This is a genomic window from Arthrobacter sp. 8AJ (genome assembly GCF_902506025.1).
Taxonomy (GTDB): Bacteria; Actinomycetota; Actinomycetes; order Actinomycetales; family Micrococcaceae; genus Arthrobacter.
The window spans coordinates 1,081,544-1,095,838 of sequence record NZ_LR733289.1 but is presented as its reverse complement, the minus strand read 5'-3'; the positions used below and the strand labels follow the sequence as shown (position 1 = coordinate 1,095,838).

General features: G+C 64.9%; 15 protein-coding genes. 8 read left to right on the top strand and 7 right to left on the bottom strand.

Going from position 1 to position 14,295, the window contains the following annotated elements:
- Positions 1-53 precede the first annotated feature (53 nt).
- The 3 genes from pelF to galE are packed head-to-tail and all read left to right on the top strand — an operon-like array spanning position 54 to position 3,899.
- A complete protein-coding gene (gene pelF, locus BACI349Y_RS05065) occupies positions 54-1,796 on the top strand; it encodes a GT4 family glycosyltransferase PelF (RefSeq protein WP_159631027.1) in 1,743 nt (580 codons plus the stop codon).
- The gene (locus tag BACI349Y_RS05060; RefSeq protein WP_159631025.1) at positions 1,793-2,875 is read left to right on the top strand and encodes a putative glycoside hydrolase; all 1,083 of its coding nucleotides are present in this window, start codon (positions 1,793-1,795) and stop codon (positions 2,873-2,875) included. The genes pelF and BACI349Y_RS05060 overlap by 4 nt, the downstream gene beginning before the upstream one ends.
- The gene (gene galE, locus BACI349Y_RS05055; protein WP_159635241.1) at positions 2,871-3,899 is read left to right on the top strand and encodes a UDP-glucose 4-epimerase GalE; all 1,029 of its coding nucleotides are present in this window, start codon (positions 2,871-2,873) and stop codon (positions 3,897-3,899) included. Before BACI349Y_RS05060 ends, galE begins: the two co-directional genes overlap by 5 nt.
- A 34-nt stretch (positions 3,900-3,933) precedes the next feature.
- Here the strand turns inward: galE and BACI349Y_RS05050 are convergent, their stop codons facing one another.
- The 7 genes from BACI349Y_RS05050 to BACI349Y_RS05020 all read right to left on the bottom strand — a co-directional run bounded on the left by BACI349Y_RS05050 (position 3,934) and on the right by BACI349Y_RS05020 (position 10,374).
- A complete protein-coding gene (locus BACI349Y_RS05050) occupies positions 3,934-5,415 on the bottom strand; it encodes a DUF4832 domain-containing protein (protein ID WP_236560732.1) in 1,482 nt (493 codons plus the stop codon).
- A gap of 213 nt (positions 5,416-5,628) precedes the next feature.
- On the bottom strand, positions 5,629-6,120 hold the full coding sequence (locus BACI349Y_RS05045; protein ID WP_159631023.1) for a hypothetical protein: 492 nt from the start codon (positions 6,118-6,120) through the stop codon (positions 5,629-5,631).
- Between the two features lie 104 nt (positions 6,121-6,224).
- A complete protein-coding gene (locus BACI349Y_RS05040) occupies positions 6,225-6,491 on the bottom strand; it encodes a hypothetical protein (protein ID WP_224026821.1) in 267 nt (88 codons plus the stop codon).
- Between the two features lie 99 nt (positions 6,492-6,590).
- Entirely contained in the window at positions 6,591-7,031 is a 441-nt protein-coding gene (locus BACI349Y_RS05035; RefSeq protein ID WP_236560731.1) for a hypothetical protein, read from the bottom strand.
- A 417-nt stretch (positions 7,032-7,448) separates the two neighbouring features.
- The gene (locus BACI349Y_RS05030; protein WP_159631021.1) at positions 7,449-8,345 is read right to left on the bottom strand and encodes a diacylglycerol/lipid kinase family protein; all 897 of its coding nucleotides are present in this window, start codon (positions 8,343-8,345) and stop codon (positions 7,449-7,451) included.
- A gap of 73 nt (positions 8,346-8,418) precedes the next feature.
- Positions 8,419-9,333: a response regulator gene (locus tag BACI349Y_RS05025; RefSeq protein WP_236560730.1), complete on the bottom strand. Its 915-nt coding sequence runs from the start codon at positions 9,331-9,333 to the stop codon at positions 8,419-8,421.
- 237 nt (positions 9,334-9,570) lie between these two features.
- Entirely contained in the window at positions 9,571-10,374 is an 804-nt protein-coding gene (locus BACI349Y_RS05020) for a response regulator transcription factor (protein ID WP_236560729.1), read from the bottom strand.
- 606 nt (positions 10,375-10,980) lie between these two features.
- Here BACI349Y_RS05020 and BACI349Y_RS05015 point away from each other — a divergent pair.
- From BACI349Y_RS05015 to BACI349Y_RS04995, 5 genes are all read left to right on the top strand, one after another.
- The gene (locus BACI349Y_RS05015; protein ID WP_159631017.1) at positions 10,981-11,187 is read left to right on the top strand and encodes a hypothetical protein; all 207 of its coding nucleotides are present in this window, start codon (positions 10,981-10,983) and stop codon (positions 11,185-11,187) included.
- A gap of 173 nt (positions 11,188-11,360) precedes the next feature.
- Entirely contained in the window at positions 11,361-11,951 is a 591-nt protein-coding gene (locus BACI349Y_RS05010) for a hypothetical protein (RefSeq protein ID WP_159631015.1), read from the top strand.
- A 127-nt stretch (positions 11,952-12,078) separates the two neighbouring features.
- Positions 12,079-12,813, top strand: a complete 735-nt coding sequence (locus tag BACI349Y_RS05005) for a YcnI family copper-binding membrane protein (protein WP_159631013.1) — start codon at positions 12,079-12,081, stop codon at positions 12,811-12,813.
- A gap of 13 nt (positions 12,814-12,826) precedes the next feature.
- Positions 12,827-13,390: a copper resistance CopC family protein gene (locus BACI349Y_RS05000; RefSeq protein ID WP_159631011.1), complete on the top strand. Its 564-nt coding sequence runs from the start codon at positions 12,827-12,829 to the stop codon at positions 13,388-13,390.
- A 124-nt stretch (positions 13,391-13,514) separates the two neighbouring features.
- Entirely contained in the window at positions 13,515-14,282 is a 768-nt protein-coding gene (locus BACI349Y_RS04995) for a VOC family protein (RefSeq protein ID WP_159631009.1), read from the top strand.
- Positions 14,283-14,295: the final 13 nt, after the last annotated feature.

The window sequence follows — 14,295 nt, the reverse complement described above, 5'->3', positions numbered from 1 at the left end:
CTCAGTCAGTCCGAAACTCTTGAGCCTTCAGAACACCAGGTGAGGAAACAACCATGTACTCGACCCTTAAGAACCTAAAGACCCGCTGGAACAGCAACCCGGCCCCGTCAGTGCTTTCGGCGGGACCGGCAGGCGCCCCGGCGCCCCGGGATGTCGAGTACCAGGACGTAGACGTGGCCATCGTGATGGAGTCCACCTACCCCTACCTCAAGGGCGGCGTCTCGGCAGTGGTGCACGACATCGTCACCCACAACCCGGACCTCAGCTACGGCATCATCCACATCACCTGGGACTCCAGCGCCCCGCTGACGGATCTGTACGGCATGCCCGAGAACGTCCGCTGGGTCCGGACGGTGTTCCTCAGCATGGAGGAACACCGGCACGACTACATGTCGGTGACCGTCAAGGACCTGGGCATGGACTCCAAACAGCGAGAAGAGCTCTCGCACCGGCTTTTTGACGCCATCTACGCCCTGTCCGAGCACGGCGAAGTGGAGCCGCTGTGGGACCTGATTGACGAGGGCCTGAACAAGCGGACCCGGCAGTACCCCCTGTGGGCCCTGCTCGGATCCCGGGAATTCATGCAGGCGCTGCAGGACCGCATGCCGCAGCTGAACCTGCCGCTGGCCGAATCCTTCTGGGTGCTGCGCAACTTCTTCTCCCTGGCGTACGCCATCACCGGCGAGACGATGCCCCGCGCCAAGGTCTACCACGCCCACACCACCGGCTACGCATCCCTGCTGGGTGCCGCGGCCGCCCGGGACCACGACACCGCCTTCCTGCTGACCGAACACAACCTGTATGTCCGGGACACCGTGAACACCCTGCTGGACCGCAACATGGCCCTGTCCATCACGGCCGACGATTACCGGCTCTTCGACGTCACGGCTGAACAGCGCGCCTGGATGGCGTGGTGGACGGAAATGGGACGCTTCTGCTACCCCAGCGCCCGCCTGATCACCTACCTCTACCCCAGCGCCATCACCGAGGCAGCCCGCCTGGGAACGGACATCGACAAGTCCGTGGTGGTGCCCAACGGCATGGTCATTGAGGAGTTCGACGGGAAGTACCGGGCCCGCAGGCAGGTCCTGGAAAACCTCCGGCAGGACTCCGCGGAGCACGTCTGGCGCCTGGTCTACATCGCCCGCGTGGTGCCCATCAAGGGGCTGCTTGACCTGCTTTCGAGCATGGAGGTCCTCACGCAGCGCGGCTATCCCAACCTGCACCTGGACGTCCTGGGCCCGACCGAGCACGTGCCCGAATACTACGAAGCGTGCCTGGCCAAGATCGAGGCCCTGGGCCTGCAGGACAAGGTCACCATCCACGGTACCGTCAACGTCAGGGAAATGCTTGACCAGTTCGACCTGCTGGTGCTCCCTAGCTATAACGAGGGCCAGCCCATCGTCATCCTGGAGGCCATGGCCGCCGGCATTCCCACGGTGGGCTCCGACGTTGGCGGCGTGGCCCAGCTCATCGCCGATGACCTGCTGACCACGGACGGGAAGACCATCGGCGCCTGCGGCGAAACGGTCACCCCGGGCAACGTGGTGCAGATGGCGGACGCCGTCCAGGCCGTCATCGGCAACCTGGACGCCTACGGCGAGTATGCGGCCAACGCCCGCACCCGCGTGCAGGAGTTCTTCCAGATGCACGAGGTGATGTCGTCCTACAACCAGATTTACCGCGCCCTCGGAGACCTGCCGGTGGTGGAGCCGGCTGCGGCGGACGTAACAGCGCTGGACATGGCGGCTGCGGAAGAGCTACCTACCGAAGCCCTCACCGTGGTGCCGCTGTGACCGGAGTGGGTGCGTGGATCCGCTACGGCGATCCCATTTCTCCGGCGCAGATCGATTTCGCCGCGGAGCACTACCGCGCGGCCATCCTCCAGCCGTGGGAACTGGACGCGGCAGCCGAGCTCAAGCGCCGCCGCCCGGACATGACAGTGCTCTGCTACAAGTGCCTGTCCTCCACCCGCGCGTATGAACCGGGGCCCATCTTCAGTTCCGGGGTGACGTACCGGGAGGCAGAGGACGACGGCGGCACATGGTTCGCCACGCGGCTGGACGGCGCGCGCATCGAGTGGAACGGGTACGGCGGACACTGGCAGATGAAGGTGTGGGACCCGGAGTACCGTGCCCGCTGGGTGCAGAACGTCACCAGCGAGCTGGCAGGCTCTCCCTTTGACGGCGTGATGGCGGACAACGACGTCTTTGACGACTACTACGGCATCCGGCCCCCGGTGCAGGACGCGGCATCCATGGCCGACTTCCGGGACGGCCTGGACAAACTGGTCCACGCTGCGGGGGCTGCATTGAACGGTGTGGGCAAGGTCCTGGTGCCCAACATTGCCGAATCCCGGCGGCTGCCGGGCCGCTGGGATTCCCACGCGGCGTACGGCGGCGGCTTCGAGGAGGTGTGGCTGGGCTACGGGCCGGCGAACCTGTTCGATCCCCGCACGGCCGAGGCGCAGCTTTCCCAGGCAGACGGGCCGGGCCTTTCCATCCTGCGCGTCCCCACCGACGGCGACGATGCGCACCCCAACTTCCGGTACGGCCTGGCGGCGTTCTGGATCTTCGGCGGCGGCGAGGGCTCCTACACGGCAACCGGCCACGACGACTACAGCCGCACCCAGCACATCCAGGAACTGGACTGGCCCCTGGGACATCCCGAGGGGCAGCCCCATGGCCGGCGGCACGTGTGGCAGCGGACGTTCAGCGATGGCTGGGCGGCAGTGAACTTCAACAATGACGGCCGCCGCCGGCGCCGCATCAAGGTCCCGTCCGGGCTGGTCGATGCCGCCGGGCAGCCGGCACCCCACCATGTGGTTCTGGCGCCGCAAAGCGGGGTCGTCTATCAGCGAGGGCAGAGACATTAAGGTTCTAGTCACCGGCGGCGCCGGGTACATCGGGTCCCACACCATCCTCCAGCTGCTCAAGGCCGGGCACGACGTCACGGCGGTGGACAACCTCAGCAATTCCCAGGTGGAGTCGCTGCTGCGCGTCCAGAAACTCTCCGGACGCAGCCTGGCCTTCCACGAGGCCGACATCACGGACCCCGCGGCGCTGGACCGGGTGTTCGCGGCCGCCGGGGTTGAGGCGGTGATCCACTTCGCGGGTTTGAAGGCGGTGGGCGAATCGGTGTCCCAGCCCCTGCGCTACTACCGGAACAACGTCACCGGGACGCTGAACCTGCTGGAGGCCATGGACGCCCACGGCGTGCGGACCCTGGTTTTCAGCTCCTCCGCCACGGTGTACGGGAGCAACCCGCAGATGCCGCTCAAGGAGGACAGCAGGCTGGGAGCCACCAATCCCTACGGCCGGACGAAGCAGCAGATCGAAGAGATCCTCACGGACGTGCAGGCCTCCGACGGCCGGTGGCGGCTGGCCCTCCTCCGCTACTTCAACCCGGTGGGCGCCCACCCGTCCGGCCAGATCGGCGAGGACCCGCAGGGTCCCCCGAACAACCTCTTCCCGTACGTCACCCAGGTGGCAGTGGGCCGCAGGGACATGCTGAACGTCTTCGGCGGCGACTACCCAACATCTGACGGCACCGGGGTCCGCGACTACATCCACGTGATGGACCTCGCCGCCGGCCATCTGGCGGCACTGGACTACCTCGCTGCCCATGAGGGGGTCCACACCTGGAACCTGGGCAGCGGCAGCGGCCACTCCGTGCTGGAAATCATCCGCGCCTTCGAAAAGGCTGCGCAGACTGCCATCCCCTACAGCCTGGCGGAGCGGCGCCCGGGAGACGCCCCGGTCAGCCTGGCGGATCCGACGGCGGCCTTCCGCGACCTGGGGTGGAAGGCTGCGGAGACGCTGGAGAACATGTGCGCCGATGCCTGGCGTTGGCAGCAGAACAACCCGAACGGGTACCGCATGGAGGCGGCAGCCAGTTAGCAGTCGGCGGCCCCGGCTTGGCGGTGGTCGGTGGTCAGGATGCGGGGAAGTAGTTGCGTCCCAAGGTTAGCCATCCGGGCAGCGTCTGGTCCTGGGCAGCGTTGGCAAAGCGCAGCGGGACGCCATTGGCCAGCGGGTTCACCGGCCGCAGCACCAGCGTGTAGTAGTCGGCGGGGAGGCCGGCGGTGCTGAGGGGCGCTCCCAGGGTGGGTGCCATGCCGGGTTTGATCGAGGTGAGCCGCCAGGAAATGGTCCAGGTCCTGGCGATCTTCCCGTCGCCGCCCACGGCAGCCACCTGCACCGGCCAGTCATAGTAGAACGGCGCAACCCCGGTGTTGCGGATGGTGACACTGAGGTCACTCTGGCCCTTCACGGCTCCTGGGGCCAGGGAGAAGCCGGTGGCTTGGAACCGGTAGCCCAGCGACTGGGACGCTGCGGCAGCATTGCTTTGGGCAGCCCCTGAATACGTTGGACTGAAGGCGTACTGGTTGAGCAGCCACGAGGCGTGGGTTGCCGCCACGCTCCCCGGGAAGTCCTTCTGGGCCGGGTCGGCCACCCAGGGGCACGGGACGGCGTCGAAAAGGCAGGGCTGCAGCTCGGGGCGGAGTTCGCCGCCCACCGGCTGGGTGAGCCATTTGCCGGTTGCGCCGGCCTGCTCCAGTTTGTCCACGAAGCTCCAGCCGGTTCCGGGCATGGTTTCGGCGGCAAACGAGTCGTCGTGGTAGCCCACGCTGAGGCTGCTGTTCGCGGTGGTGGGGTACCGCACCTGCAGCTTGGTCCTGGTGAAGGCGGCCGTGTAGGCCTGCAGGACAAGTTGTTGCTCGGTGGCCGAGGCCGACCAGTTTTCCGGCGAGGCCCACCCGTCGTGGGGGTAGGTGTGCCATTCGCCCCAGAACCCCAGCAGGCCCGCCTGGATGAAGCCGATGCGCCGGTCGCCGTCGTACTTTGACCCAAAGGCCGCGATGAAGCTGTCCAGCGCCTGTGCCATGCGCGGGTCGTCGTAGTCGGGGGAAACGCTGATGCCCTGGTTGCCGTAGTCGGTGTAGGAGTGGGTGGCCAATCCGGCGTCCAGGAGGTATTTGGGAACGCCGGTTGGCTTGCCGGGGTAGTCGAGGTAGAACCTGAAGACGGCCTGGTGCCCGCGGGCGGCAATGGCGTTCAGCTGGGATTCCAGTGCGGACCAGTCGTAGGTGCCGGGTCCCGTGACCACTGCGTTCACCGGAATGTAGAACCATTCCATGGAATAGGGCAGGGAACCGTACTTCCCGGCGTAGGGGACAAAACCCTGCAGCGGGTTGCTGGCCGGCGCCGGACCGGCCGCCAGGGAAACCCACTCCCCCGGTTTGACGTCTGCGGCTGTCGCGCTGGGTACAGTACCGGCGGAAGGGATGGTGAGGGATATCAGCCCCGCCAACAAGGACAACGCCGCGGCAGCGTTGGCTATCCCTTTTGTCTTTCCGCGCGGGCGGACAATATTCGAAAACGGAACAGCACCCAGCCTGTGCAACGCTTTCACTGAAGCTTCTTCCTACGGGCGGTGCCAGGGCACCTGCGAGACCAAGAACTGCACGAAAGTCGCCCAGTGCGACGGCGCTAATTCAAACTGAAAACGCAGGGCTCCACAAGTGGCCAAGGGGTTTCCGTCATTTCTCAATGCGCCCCGGTCCCCAATACGATGAGCCTTCCGGCCTGCCGGTGGTCCTTCCTGGCTGGGCCATGGCCCATTTTTTCAATCGGTTCGTGGTCCAGCAGCAGCACTGATGGAGGGACGCTGCCCGGACCTGTAGGCAGAGGCTATGACGGGTTCGAGTTCGTCCATCACCGTATGGTTCCCGGGGAGCACCACATGGGCCAGAAATTCGGATTCGAGTGTTGCAACACCGGCTGCCGCCGCTGCGAGTTTGGCGTCGGTGGACAAGGCGAAGGCGTGCCAGAACCTCCGGGCATCGAGTTCGAGCACTTTTGCGCTAACCTCCTTGCCGGGGACGTCGGACACTCCACCCGGAACAGCAGGGCTTCGCTCGGTCTGCGGCAAAGAGAGGACAATCCGAAATTGCCTTCCGCTGGCTCTGAACGAGATGGCGTTGAGGTGCCCCCGTTGGCTGAAGAGAACATCGGTTGCCCCGAAGTCAAGAAGCGAGCGTTCAACGTGTTCCCGCGAAGCTCCAACACTGAAGGAATCACCGCGCGTGTAAAAACTCCGGGAATCGTAGGTTGCCATACTCCAACTATGCCCCGCCCGGCCCCCTTTCGGTCACAGGGGCCTCGCCCAGTACGTAAATGGCTGGACCCCGGCCCGGTTTGGGTGGCCGGGGCCCCGTGGGTTTAGGGCTGTACAGAGTCGAAGAACCGGTAGGTCGGCTGTGCCGGGGACGGTTCTTCCTGGCGCGTTTTGGACCGGATGAACTCGATGTTTTCCGGTGACAGGACAGTTTCGCCGTGACTGTCAGAATCAGCGTCCTCTCCGGATTCGGCATTTATCTCTGCCGAGATGGTCCGGGGCAGAATTACACAACCAGGATTGTCGAGGAGCCACTGCTTGCTGGCCGGGGACAGCCGGTGCCAGTACTTCTCAAGGTGCATGGAAGTCATTGTTTCCTTTGCGGGTTTGGGTTCGTGTGGAGACTTCTTTGAGGAGGCGCGCCTATGCGCGTGTCCGTACTGTCGACTCCGCGGTGCTGGTTACGGGTGTTAGTCGAAATGGATTTCTGCCGCGGATTGACGGATCGCTTCAAGTCGTTGTTCCTCAAGCAGCCCCAGGGCATCCAGTTCTTCAGACCTGTGGGCGCGCTCGGCTTCGGCCTGCACGGAGATGTCCCTCAGTATCGTGCCCACGAGGTGGGCAAGCCCTGACTTGAGGTCCTGCAGATTGGTGTTGGTGATCAAAAGGCGGCGGTCGGAGACCCGCAGTTCGACGTCGCTGTACCCTTCCTCCGCCAGGCGCTTGGTGACACTCTTGTCGTGCAACAAATCGAGTTCCCGCGGCTGGGGCCTGCGGGAAAAAACGACGGGGACGGTGTACCGGGAGGCGGCCGTTGCCGTACCGAGGTCGTGAGGCAGGGCGGAAGCGAGGACGCCGCTGAGCGCGAGGCGCCCCTCGACGTGGACAGGCTGTTCTTGGGTGGTGGTCATGGCATTGCGCCAACGTTTCTTGGAGATGCACTGTCAGAACCGCAGATACGGGCGGATTGACTGTGACTGGGGTTCTAGGGACCCGAAACCGGGCCCCTTATATTGGGAGGGCACGGGCTGAAGGGCCGGCCTGCGTAGCAGAACGGCCAGGGCCGCCCTCGTTGTCCCAACTCATCACCACGTGTTCAGCGCAGTGACGGGATGTCACAGTCGCCGATGTGCCGGCGCACGCGGAGTTGGTTTCATTGCCCGGGAAACCGGATGTCCAGTCACGACGTCCCGATACTCTGACTGTACGCCCTCGTGGGCCACGACCGGTGAAAACCCACCAATCAGTTCTGTCCGCTTCCAAACCCGGGCCTGCCCCTGGCTACGTCCCGTTCCCACAATCCACAGACACAGCAAGGGTGCCTAGGGTCAGATAACAGCCAGGGCGCCCTTCGCGCTCTCCACCAGCACCTGCGTGGCCGCTGGAAGGTGGATGACTTCGCCGTCGATCTGGCAAGGGACAGCATCCCGCGTGGTGAAGGAATAGCTGCTGACGCTGGGCTGGTGGCCCAGTCCCAGCGTCACAGCCCGCAGGGTCATCAGCGCCATCTTCCAGCGCCCGGCATGCGGCAGCGTCACGACCTCGAACAGGCCATCGTCGGGGCTGCCCATCTCGCTGACCGTCCCGTACTTGGCCATACGCGAAATGTTGGCGAGGATCAGGCTGTCGAAGCGCGCGGTGGCCCCGTCTGCACGGACGAGTTCAAAGGGCCTCAACGCAGAGAGTGTGCGGGCGACGGACAGGAGTTCGAGGATTTTCCCCTTGCCGCCCCGCTCGATGCCGATCGCCATCAACGGTGTGAGCCCGAAACCTATGTAGGAGTGGGCGTACTGAATCCGCTCGCGGTGTTCCCCGCCGAACGTGATGCGCAACAGGTCGATGTGGCGGACCGGGCCTTGGCGGACGGCCTCCGGCAACGGCGGCGCGGGCATGCTGCGGTGATGGTCATTGGCGTTGCCTGCCGCAACAACAGTGCACACCGCCCTGCTGCCGGGAACGTCCATTACCCCGTTGACGACCTCGTGGTATCCGCCATCACCACTGACGGAAACAATGAGAGGGGTTCCCTTCGCCGCCACGGAGCGTGCAAGATCACGGGTGTGCCCGGCAAACTCCGTTGGCAGCAACTCAATCGGCAGCTCCGGCAATGCGGCAGTCAGACCCTGTTGTAATTCGTCGATCCTGGCAACCATGCCGGGCTTACCCGGATTGAAGACCAGGACTACCCGATCAAAACGGTCCACGGGCGCCCGCTCACTCGACATAGCCGCCCTTCCAACCGCTGTCACCCAGATTCTGCTCCGGCAGAGGAGTGCCAGTGGGAAACTGTCCGGCCCCTTAGTTCTGGCCCCGCTCGGGAGCGTTGTCAGTGCCGCGCGGGGTTGGCCTTGAGGTGGTGGCCTCAGGGCCATGCACGTTTGTCCGTCGTTCCTGCAAGAGTCTAACGGCGTGAGGCCGGGCGCGGGTAGCCGCCAGGGAATCAGCAAGTCGCATGGCGTCCAATAAGAGCATTCTGTTGGACGGCGGAACACTGCCCGCCTCGCTGGTGCAGATAACCAGCGCCGCGGTGACTTCCGCGATCAGGTCTGTGTCACGGCTGCGCCGGTACTCCTGTGCGAGGTCCCCTGTGTGCTCAAGTTCCCCGGAGACGAACACCGCGACCTCGGTTCTGCGCGACATGTCGAATTTCATCAGCACCGATGAGACCATGTTTTTCACGGTCTTTTCGGCCAAAAACATTTCCTGGCCCATCTGGCCGTTGGTCAACCCCCGGGCAACCCCGCCCGCCACCTTCATTTCCTGTTTTGAAAGCATTCCCAACCGGGCGTCGGGCCCGTTTGTTCCGTCAGCCTGGATCGGAGCCAGGATGCCGTTCTGGAAACGACGGCTGTAGGCTGTGTACCCCTGGATGGCCCGCCGGATCAGCCTGAGCTGCTCCTCATTGTCATCCTGTTGTGACAGACACCCCCATGCGCCGGCCAGGATAGCCCCGATCAGCACCGATTCGTCAGTTTCACCCGTCATCAGGACGCACCGGATGTTGGCATCGGCAGCTGCGATAGTTCGGCAAAGCCCGGCACCGGAACCATCGGGAAGATCATCGTCGATGATGGCCAGATCCGGGCGTACCGCAGGGATCCGCCGCGCCGCCTGGTGGGCAGACGCCGACTCACCGGCAAGGCTGAACCCGTTAACCTCCAGCAGCCTCCGCAAACCCCGCCGGACGAGCTCTTCGCCAGTCACGACATACACGCTCCCAGAAGAAGCCGCTGAACCGGGCTCATGGCCAGTCGCCATATTCGCTTCCGTTCATTCGCCCTTCGAAACCCCAAAGGCGGTTGTTAGTCTCCTGCTGCCACTCTGGCCCACCACGAAAAGGAGAACAGCCACCTGCCCCACAGGTATCTGTTGGAAAAGCGAACGAACTTGCCGACTCACTTACAGGCTAGCCCCATAAGCAAAATCGCAGCACCCCGTCCGGAACGTTATTTAGTTCTCCTGGTCCATGGGTGCTGCCAGCCGGTAGCCAAATCCGTGAACTGTCTCGATCCAGCGGGGCTTTGCTGCACTGTCGCCCAGTTTCCTGCGCAAATTGGCGATGTGCACCTGGATTACCTGTTCATCCGGGGCACGGTCCATGGCGTCGTCCACGCTTTGTCCCCCGCGCATCGACTGGGCAAGGTCTTCCTTGCTCAGAACCACCCGTCCGTTGACGAGGATGGTGTTCAGCAGCTCAAACTCGGAGGCGGTAAGTCCGCGAATTTCCGCCCCGTCCACGCTCACGGTCCTGGTGGAGACATGCAGGCGCAGGCCGTTGTGGGCCAGGGCTGCAGGGCCGTCCCGGACATCAGGCGGCGCGTCCGGGCCGGTTGCCGGCGCCGGCTGCAGGGACGAGGCCGTCAGGTGTGGAGTGTCGGTGCGGAGCCGGGGGCGCCGCAGCAGTGCCTCCACCCGGTACCTCAGCTCGCGGGCGCGGAAGGGTTTGGTGAGGTAATCGTCGGCGCCGGCCTCCAGCGCCAGGATGGTGTCCAGTTCCTGGCTGCTGGCTGTCAGGATCAGCACGTAGGCATTGCTGAATGTACGGATGCGCCGGGTCACTTCAAATCCGTCAATGTCCGGCAGTCCGAGATCAACCACCACCACTTCGGGGCTGTGTTTATTGACGGCGTCAACTCCGGCCTGCCCATGGTCGAATGCATGGATGCCGAATCCTGCCTCACGCAGAATTCCGGACACCACAACACTGATGTCCGGATCGTCCTCCACCACCACTACCGTCCCGCGCTCCAACAATTCCCCCGATCAAATCCTTGGCCAAACCAGGCTGATTTCCGCAGACAACAAATTCCAAAACTTAATGTGCCCGCGGCCAAGCTGTTTTTGGCCCTTTTCTACGGTAGTAGGCATTCGAAGCCGTGCATGTGGCGGATCGGTCCAAAGTTATGCAACTCACGCAATTCGTCATTTCCGCCTGTCCCGCGCCCCTGCGCCGGCGCATGCCGGAGCTCCATCGAATTGCAGAATAAGGGCATTTGCCGGGGACGGGCCCCCGTAGTGGCTACCTGTCTTCCGGGAGGGGACTACTTGCCCTCACGCGCACTCACACCATGAAGCCGCAGGTCAACCGGCAGTTTACCCAATGGTAAGCAGGGTTACTACGCAAGCGAAGTTGATGACGTGGCGGCCGGGCAAGATGGCGACCCTACCTGCCCTGGCCCATCCTGGCAGGAGTCTCCGCGTCCACATTCCGGTTGCTGGGTAATTGCTGGGAGCCGCCGCAGGAGGGGGATAAGGAATGGCCATATTGAATACTGGTGCATTTGAGAATCGCCGTGGTTCAATGGCCACTGTGCCCCACGGCACAATGAGGCCCCAACGAGCACCAGGAGGACAGACAGTATGGCTGGAATCAACGCGAAGTTCGACAAGGAATATCTCGACAAGGGCATCGATGATCTGGCCAAGGCGCCGGTCGAGGCTCTGAAGGGACTGTCCGAGAGCGACGCCCAGAAGCTCAAAGAGGCCCTGAATATCAAGACCGTCAAGGATCTGGGCACCAACAAGTTCTTCATCTGGGCGCACTCGGTCGCCAAGCTCGCGGAGTAGCGCGCCCCCTCGCAGTTCGAAGCAAAGCCCCTGGCCTCCACCAGGGGCTTTGCTGTTTAACCCCGCAGCCGGCGTTCCGGGCCTCCTCCACATCCTGAAGTTGATTACCTGCCCATGGGGGTGGTTCCTTACAGTGGAGGGTGGCAACTGTAAAGGGAAGGGTGGCGAGTGGCATGAGTGCTCCGTTCCGCGTCCCCCGGGCCATAGCGTTCACCGCAGCCATGTTCGCCCTTGCCGCGGGAGCCCACGTTCTCGCAGGGGGCCTGCTGCCGCAGCCGGCCATCGTCGCTGGCATCGTGGCGTTGGTCCTGGCGCCGGTCACGATCCTGTCAAAGACCAAGATCAGCATGCCCGCGATGATCGGCCTCCTGGGCTCCAGCCAACTGGTCCTGCACTGGGCCTTCGACGCGTTGTCGGTGTCCGCATCGTTCACTCCCACCGCCGGCGGCCACGTCCATAACGCCTCAGCGGTGTCGCCTGCGGCCGCGGCCCTGATGCCGGACCATGCCGCCGTACCGGGCGCCCTGATGCTTGCCCTGCATGCCGCGGCAACCCTGGCCACGGCGTTGGTCCTGGCCAAGGGCGAAGCAGCCGTCTGGGCCTTGGCCGCCTGGCTGCGGCCACTGGTCCGGATCCTGTCCGCCGTCGCCATTCCTGAGTGGCCGCACCTTCCCGCGCCGGCCGCCGTCGTGATTCCGTCCCGGTGGCGGAACCTGCGCCTGCCTGCGCTGCGCGGGCCGCCGGCCTTCCACGCCGCGATCTAAAGCGGCTCCCGACTTTCCGCGCCGTCCGCACCTGCCCCCATGGCAGGCATGGGCGGGCTGCGTTGTCCCTTTTTCTGCGCCGCCGCCGTACGCGGTCCTTTTTGGCGCATCCTTTGGAAGGCTTGCTTTGAACACCTCATTCCGCCGTACCCTCAAGTCCCTCACCGCCGCCGCTGCCACCGCGGGAATCATCGCCGCAGGCGCCACCGCCGCGTCCGCCCACGTGAGCGTGGACCCGGATGACACCGCCGCGAACGGCTACTCCCACCTGACGTTCAACGTCCCCAACGAGTCCCCCACCGCGAAGACCACCAAGCTCGAGGTCACGCTGCCCACCGATACGCCGTTCACCTCCGTCTCCGTCAAGCCTGTGGAGGGCTGGACCGCACAGGTGGTCACGGGAGACCTTCCCAAGCCGGTCACGGTGGCCGGTGCCACGGTCACCAAGGCGCCGGTTTCGGTGGTCTGGACCGCGGACGAAGCCCACCAGCTGGGCCAGAACCAGTATCAGTCCTTCTCGCTGTCCGTGGGCCGGTTGCCCGCCGAGGGCACCAAGGTCACCCTGAAGGCAGCCCAGAGCTACACCGACGGCAGCGTGGTGAAGTGGGACGAAGTGAGCGCTGAGGGGCAGCCGGAGCCCAAGCATCCGGCTCCGTCCTTCGTGACAACGGCCGACGACGGCGCTGCCGCCGCCGGTGCGTCAGCGGCACCGGGCGCCGAGGCAGTGTCGGAGACGAAGCAGGTCTCCACCGACGCCACGTCCGTGTGGGGCCTGGTCCTGGGCGCGGCAGGCTTCGTGCTCGGCGCAGCGGCCCTGGGGCTGGTCCTTGCCGGGCGCCGGCCCCGCACTGCCGGCAAGTAGGGCGGGAAACCGAATGAAGACAACGTCCCGCAAGAGCCCGGCGGCCTGGCTGGCATGGGTGCTGCTGGCGTTCACCACAGCGGCGTTCGTGCTCGCTTCATCGGCACCGGCGCAGGCGCATGACTCCCTGGAATCCAGCAACCCGGCCGATGGTTCCACGGTCAGCGCGATGCCGGCGAAGATCGAGCTGACCTTCGACCACACCCCGATCGCCATCAACTCGATCGTGCGGGTGGAGGACGCCACCGGCACCGACCAGGCGGACGGGCCGGTTCAGATCGTGGACAACCAGGTCAGCCAGCCGGTCAAACCGGGTGCTCCCGAAGGAAAGTACACCGTGGTGTGGCGGGTGGTGTCCTCCGACGGGCACCCCATCGAGGGAACCTTCACCTTCACAGCCGGCGGACCGAACACCGCACCCGCCGCCGCCGTTGCCACGCCTGCTGCTGCGGCGAGCTCCGGGCTGCCGGGGCAGCTGGTTGTGGTGGGGATCCTCGCGGGCGTGCTGGTCATCGGACTGCTGGTTGCCGGGGTCATGATCAGGCGCCGGCTGCGGAACCCGGAAGACGAGGCCTGATTATGGCCAGCGCCGGCACGGCAACCGCCAGAAATGTGGCCGTGCCGGCGCTCCTCGGCTTTTGGGGCGTGCAGCGCTAGGGTGGGCCTTGCCCGGTCCACACCTGCACACACCAGGAGTCCCCATGCCCAAGCCCACTATCGCCCCCGGTGATCCCTGCTGGATCGACCCTCTGACGTCCCGCCCGGAAAGGTCCCGCGAGTTTTACTCCCGGCTGTTCGGGTGGACCTATGAAGAGGGCGACCAGGAGACATACGGCGGCTACATCACGGCGTTCGCCAATGGGTCGCCGGTGGCCGGGATGATGAAGAACGACGACGACTCCGGATATCCCGACGTCTGGACAACGTACCTGCGCGTGGAGGACATTCACGCGACTGCGGAGGCGGCGCTGGCCGCGGGCGGCCAGGTGCTCATGCCGCCCATGGAGGTTCCCGGACAAGGACACATGGCGATGATCGCGGACGTGGGCGGAGCAGCAGTTGGCGCCTGGCAGTTCGGCGGCCACACCGGATTCCAGTCCACGGGCGAACCCGGGACCCCGTACTGGCATGAACTCCACACCCGCAACTACGCCCCGTCCGTGAAGTTCTACCAGGACGTCTTTGGCTGGGATACCGACGTCATGAGCGACACCGAGGACTTCCGCTACACCACGCTGGGGTCCGGACGGGACTCCCGGGCCGGCATCATGGACGCCTCCAGCTACCTGCCGGAGGGAGTGCCGTCCAACTGGCAGACCTACTTCGCGATTGAGAACACCGACGCGGGCGTTGAGATCGCCACGTCACTGGGAGGCCAGGTGGTCCATCCCGCCGAGGACACCCCGTTTGGGCGCATTGCTGCCCTGACCGACCCCACAGGGGCACTGTTCAGGATCGCCCAGCGGTAGGTCCGGGTTTCCT